We start from the raw sequence: 5,909 nt of genomic DNA, 5'->3' as shown, positions 1-5,909 counted from the left end.
CAAAAGTTCAGCAACTTGTTAATGAAAAATTCATTTTTAAATTAATTTTTATGAATTCTTCATTGTCATTTAACGACATCGGCGTAGACTTCTATAACAATAATTTGCGCGAAATCCCCCAACAAATAACTGACTATTTTGGATGTTTTGCGCGCCATTAACAGCCCTCAGCATTCACCAAGTAAGATGCTGATATTATCAATTTACTTACTGGAATTTTTTATGAACAACAAACTTGTCCTCGTCCTGAACTGTGGTAGTTCATCTCTTAAATTTGCCGTTATTAATGCCGAAAATGGAGATGAAATTATTAGCGGACTCGCAGAATGCTTTAATCTTCCCGATGCACGTCTAAAATGGAAAATTTCCGGTAGAAAAGAGTCCTCAAGCCTCCCAGCAAATAGTGCTCATGCAGCGGCTATTTCTTATATTGTTGAAAAAATAATAAAAAAAGAAGCTGGGTTAGCAGAACAATTTATAGCAGTCGGACACCGTATTGTTCACGGTGGAGAAAAGTTCACTCAATCCGTGCTTGTTGATGATAGCGTAATTGAAGGAATTGAAGAATGTGCTTCACTTGCTCCATTACATAATCACGCCCATGTATTAGGTATTAAAGCTGCCCAAGCCGCTTTCCCAACACTCCCTCAAGTTACTGTTTTTGACACTGCTTTTCATCAAACCATGCCAGCTAAAGCGTTTATGTATGCACTACCTTATACCATGTATAAAGAGCTGCATGTTCGTCGTTATGGCATGCACGGTACTAGCCATTTATTTGTAACTAATGAAGCAGCAAAAGCCTTAAACAAACCGCTTGATCAAATCAATATTATTTCAGCCCACCTCGGCAATGGTGCGTCAGTTGCCGCTATTAAAAATGGTAAATGTGTCGACACCAGTATGGGGATGACACCGTTGGCCGGTTTGGTAATGGGAACGCGTTGTGGTGATATCGATCCAAGTATCATCGAATATTTAGTCACACGCAAAGGCTACAGCATCGGAGGGGTAATGGATATACTCCAAAAACAAAGTGGTCTACTCGGCATCTCCGGCATCTCTAGTGATTTCCGCGTTATTTTGGACGGTTATGCCGAAGGTAATGAAAGAGCAACACTCGCGATGGAGATGTTTAGCTACCGTTTAGCCAAATATATCGCTTCTTATGCGGTTCCATTAGGCCGTATTGATGCCATTGTATTTACCGGTGGTATCGGTGAAAACTCACACCTTATCCGCACTAAAGTATTAGAATTATTAACTATCTTTGGCTATCAGGTGGATCAAGTTAAAAATGAAGCGGCTAGATTAGGCAAACAAGGTGTTATTACGGTGGAAGGATCGCCGATTGCGATGGTTATCCCAACAAATGAAGAATGGGTGATTGCCCAAGACGCAGCAAAAATAGTGGCTGCACTTTAATTATGAATGCAATTAGGAGAGCTAAAGCTCTCCGTTTTTTTCTCTAAATTCTATCACTACAAGGAATAGTCATGTCTCGTGCAATTATGCTTATACCTATCGGCTCTGGTGTCGGTGTTACTTCTGTTAGTCTGGGTATGGTCCGCGCTATGGAGCGCCAAGGCGTTGCCGTTAACTTTTTCAAACCAATTGCTCAACCTCGTGCCGGCGATACAGGCCCAGAACGTTCCACTACGACGCTACGTAATGGATCTTCAATTAATCCACCCGAGCCGTTCCCTATTAAATATGCTGAAAACCTTATTTCTTCGGGCAGTACATCTGAATTATTGGAAAATATAGTAGAACGTTTTCGTCAAGGCACCAAAGAAAGCGATGTGATTATTGTTGAAGGCCTAGTACCAACGGATAAACACCAATTCGCCAACGACATCAACTACAGTATCGCTAAAGCATTAAATGCAAAAATGGTTTTTGTTACGCAGCCAAGTAATGATACTTCGCAGCAATTAAAAGAGCGTATCGAAATTGCAGTTTCCTCTTTTGGCGGTAAAGAAAATAATCGCATTGCCGGTTGCATTATTAATAAAGTGGGCGCTCCTGTTGATGAGCACGATGATACGCGACCTGATTTAACAGAGATGTTTGATATTCCATCAGGCCCGTCCAGCAGCAATCTTGAAGTATTGCAAATGTTCAGTAAAAGCCCATTACCCATTTTGGGCTGCATTCCATGGAGTGCGGAACTGATTGCCCCACGTGTAAAAGATCTTGCCATACACCTCGGAGCACAGATATTAAATAAAGGTGATCTTGATAATCGCCGTTTACAACGTGTCACTTTCTGTGCCCGCTCCATTCCGAATATGATTGAGCACTTTAAAGCGGGTTCGATGCTGGTCACCTCAGGGGATCGCAGTGATGTTATTATCGCAGCTTCTCTGGCGGTTATGAATGGTATGAAAATTGGCTGTTTATTATTAACAGGTGATTACCCACCAGAAGATGAAGTAATGAAGCTCTGTAAACGCGCCATGGAAGCTGGTTTACCAATTCTACTGATCAAGAGTAATACTTGGCAGACAGCACAGCGCCTGCAAAATTTTAATATGGAAATTCCAGTTGATGATATTGAGCGCATCGACAAAGTACAAGAGTATATTGCCAGCCACATTGATAACCACTGGTTAAATACGCTAACAGAAGACTCTTCTTTATCTCGCCGCTTATCTCCTCCTGCATTCCGTTATCATTTAACAGAGCTTGCACGTAAGACAAGTCAACGCATCGTCTTACCCGAAGGTGAAGAGCCGCGTACCATTCAGGCTGCGCTTATCTGTGCACAACGCGGTATTGCAAAACCGGTTTTATTAGGTGATCCGGAAGAGATTTTACGTGTTGCAACGCAACAAGGTATTGTTTTAACTGATGAAGTAGAAATTATTAACCCTATTGATGTTATTGAACGTTATGTTGCACCAATGGTTGAATTGCGTAAAAGCAAAGGGTTAACGGCAGTTGTTGCTCGTGAGCAACTGCAAGATACGGTTGTATTAGGTACTATGATGTTGGCTGAAAGTGAAGTGACGGGTCTTGTCTCCGGCGCAATTCATACCACCGCCAATACAATTCGCCCGGCACTACAGTTAATTAAAACAGCGCCCGGTGCAAACTTGGTATCATCGATCTTCTTTATGTTATTACCAGACCAAGTATTAGTTTATGGGGACTGTGCAATCAACCCAGATCCCACCGCAGAGCAACTTGCAGATATCGCCATTCAGTCTGCTGATTCCGCGATAGCATTTGGTATTGATCCTAAAGTGGCTATGATCAGCTATTCAACTGGGGACTCAGGCGCGGGATCAGATGTCGAAAAAGTACGTGAAGCCACTAAAATAGCGCAGCAACGTCGACCCGATTTACTGATTGACGGCCCGCTTCAATATGACGCAGCGGTGATGGAAAATGTAGCAAAAAGCAAGGCGCCTAATAGCCCTGTAGCAGGTAAAGCCACTGTCTTTATTTTCCCTGATCTGAATACCGGTAATACCACTTATAAAGCGGTACAGCGTAGTGCCGATTTGATCAGTATCGGCCCAATGCTGCAAGGCATGCGTAAGCCAGTTAATGATCTCTCTCGTGGCGCCCTGGTTGACGATATCGTATACACCATCGCCCTAACTGCGATTCAAGCAACACAAGCAAGTGACAAAGCAACTGCAGAAAAAGCATTACTCATAGAGTCGTAACTCTGTTTGTTAGGCATTACTAAAAAGCCCCATTTTGTAAAAAATGGGGCTTTTTATATTAGAATTAAACACTCAACCAAAAACTAAAACTGCACCAATAAACATTTGAGTCCCTGATCTGGGTTAATATTAAGAAATTCATCCGGCGGCGCTATCTGTTTTATTATTTTAGCCTGCGGAGATTCTTCCTTAATCGTTTCCGTCAAAAATTGAAAACCTAAGTCGGGCGAATTTAAGCATAATAACGCCACCCCCCCCTTATTCAATAAGGCCGGTAAACGACGAATTATTTTAGGATAATCACGTCTGATATTAACACTGCCTTTTTGCAAAGAGGGTGGATCGGCGATAATAATATCGTAGGGAGCAAAACGCTTAATCTTGCCCCAAGACTTGAAAAGATCATGCCCTAGATATTTAACTTTGCTTAAATCATGACCGTTTAATCTATGATTGTCTCGTCCCACTGCCAGCGCAGCTTTACTCATATCCAGATTAATAACTTGCGCGGCCCCACCCGCTAGCGCAGCATTTGAGAATGCACAAGTATAGGAGAAAAGATTGAGTACCCGTTTACTTTTACTGTTTTCTTGCACCCAGCGGCGGCCGTTTTTCATATCCAAAAAAATGCCGTAATTTTGTTTGCTACCTAAGGTTATTTTATAATTAAGTGAATTTTCAGTAGCGATTAAATCCGTAATACACTGTCCAAAAAGAACCGCTGTCGGTGCAAAATCACGACAACGGTATTGGACTTGAACACTTTTTACCGTAAAGCCTAACTCCGTCATCTTGTTAAGTAGTGACTCACTCAGCTGGTACAACTCCCTCTCATCAATCTCTTTATATAAGATAATTAATATCACAGGTGATAACCAGTCAATATTAATATGGCTATACTCGGGAAAACAAAAACCGCGTCCATGAAATAAACGTTGTAGTTCATTTTTAGGTAATAAAACCACCTTCGACCAGTTGATATGTTCGACTATTTTCATTTCTCGTTCTCTTCTTCTATGGCACGTTGCGAAGTTTCCATCTCAGTGACCTCTTCATCCGAGCTCAGCAGAATAGCGAACCAGCGCCCTTCTTTACTATTCTGCAGGGCTATTTTAAAAATCATCGTCAAGGGAACCGATAATAACATCCCAACGACCCCCAATAACCATCCCCAAAAGATCAAAGATAGAAACACCACCAAGGTTGACAGCCCTAAACTGCGGCCCATCAATTTAGGCTCGATCACACTCCCCATCACCATATTAACGCCACCAAATAAGCCAATAACAATAGCAGCATGACCCATACCAAACTGTAAAAAGGTTAAAATAACCGCCGGTACCGCCGCAATAATAGATCCAATATTGGGAATATAATTAAGTAGAAAGGCCAATAACGCCCATAGCACAAAAAAATCAACACCTAACAACCATAAAACTAGGCCGATGATTAAACCAGTGGCTAAACTCATCACCGTTTTAATGGCCATATAGCGGTTAACCATATGTAAAAAATGATCTAAGCTTTTTTTTGTCGCAACAGAGTCATCGAAAGCAGCATGCAATTTTTTAGTAAAACCTTGCCCCTCTGTAAGCATAAATACCACGGTTAATAGCAGTAAAAAAGCGTTACCTAATACACTACTAAATCCAGTTAATGTCGTGGTCACTAACGTCATCACTTTGGCTGGATCAAAATAACCGCGAACCTCCCCCATTGAAATGACTATATTGTGCAACCCCATCCAAGAAATTAACCAATCAATTTCATCAGCTAACTGTGCTTCATAGGTAGGCAAAGCCTGACGGAAATCGTTGACTGCTGCCCCAATAATTCCACCTAAGATAACAAATGAAGAGAAAATAATCAGCATTACCAACGTAATAGCAAGCGCGCGCGGCACTCTCTTTGCCACGGCAAAATTAATGGCGGGATTGCAGATAATGGCCACAAATAGAGAAAGTAAAAAAGGCACCACAATCGGAGCCGCAATTTTAATGCCTGCCAAGCAGATAACGATGGCAGAAAAATATAATGCACAGCGAGCAAATGGGGATACATTTTTCATAATTGACTCTTATTAGATAAAAAAGAGTTGAAGCTTATTACCGCTTGTCCTTAGGTGCAAAGAATTTTGAGATAAATATTACTCTTTAGCCATATATTCTGAGTTGTTTATTTATTACACTTAGTAGGACAGAACATTAGTGTAATAAAATTACAATATAGTAC

4 protein-coding genes are annotated in these 5,909 nt (G+C 41.4%); 2 read left to right on the top strand and 2 right to left on the bottom strand.

What is annotated here, in order from left to right:
- The first annotated feature begins 222 nt into the window (after positions 1–222).
- Both KSO91_RS15780 and pta read left to right on the top strand, forming a co-directional pair.
- Entirely contained in the window at positions 223–1,425 is a 1,203-nt protein-coding gene (locus KSO91_RS15780; RefSeq protein ID WP_238743988.1) for an acetate kinase, read from the top strand.
- Between the two features lie 71 nt (positions 1,426–1,496).
- Positions 1,497–3,677: a phosphate acetyltransferase gene (gene pta, locus KSO91_RS15775; RefSeq protein ID WP_238743987.1), complete on the top strand. Its 2,181-nt coding sequence runs from the start codon at positions 1,497–1,499 to the stop codon at positions 3,675–3,677.
- An 83-nt stretch (positions 3,678–3,760) separates the two neighbouring features.
- On the opposite strand, the gene KSO91_RS15770 is transcribed toward pta, so the two are convergent.
- Both KSO91_RS15770 and KSO91_RS15765 read right to left on the bottom strand, forming a co-directional pair.
- Positions 3,761–4,675, bottom strand: a complete 915-nt coding sequence (locus tag KSO91_RS15770; protein WP_238743986.1) for a class I SAM-dependent methyltransferase — start codon at positions 4,673–4,675, stop codon at positions 3,761–3,763.
- Positions 4,672–5,745 carry an AI-2E family transporter gene (locus KSO91_RS15765; protein WP_238743985.1) on the bottom strand — a complete coding sequence of 358 codons (1,074 nt, stop codon included), beginning with the start codon at positions 5,743–5,745 and terminating at the stop codon, positions 4,672–4,674. Before KSO91_RS15765 ends, KSO91_RS15770 begins: the two co-directional genes overlap by 4 nt.
- Positions 5,746–5,909 lie beyond the last annotated feature (164 nt).

This window comes from Psychromonas antarctica (assembly GCF_022267535.1).
In the GTDB taxonomy this organism is placed as follows: Bacteria; Pseudomonadota; Gammaproteobacteria; order Enterobacterales; family Psychromonadaceae; genus Psychromonas; species Psychromonas antarctica.
The sequence above is the reverse complement of the archived record's forward strand: the minus strand, read 5'-3'. Positions and strand labels throughout refer to the sequence as shown.

What these genes read in the sequence shown, in the direction of transcription:
- KSO91_RS15780 (WP_238743988.1), top strand. Translation starts at nt 223, where the DNA reads ATGAACAACAAACTTGTCCTCGTCCTGAACTGTGGTAGTTCATCTCTT.
- pta (WP_238743987.1), top strand. Translation starts at nt 1,497, where the DNA reads ATGTCTCGTGCAATTATGCTTATACCTATCGGCTCTGGTGTCGGTGTT.
- KSO91_RS15770 (WP_238743986.1), bottom strand. Translation starts at nt 4,675, where the DNA reads ATGAAAATAGTCGAACATATCAACTGGTCGAAGGTGGTTTTATTACCT.
- KSO91_RS15765 (WP_238743985.1), bottom strand. Translation starts at nt 5,745, where the DNA reads ATGAAAAATGTATCCCCATTTGCTCGCTGTGCATTATATTTTTCTGCC.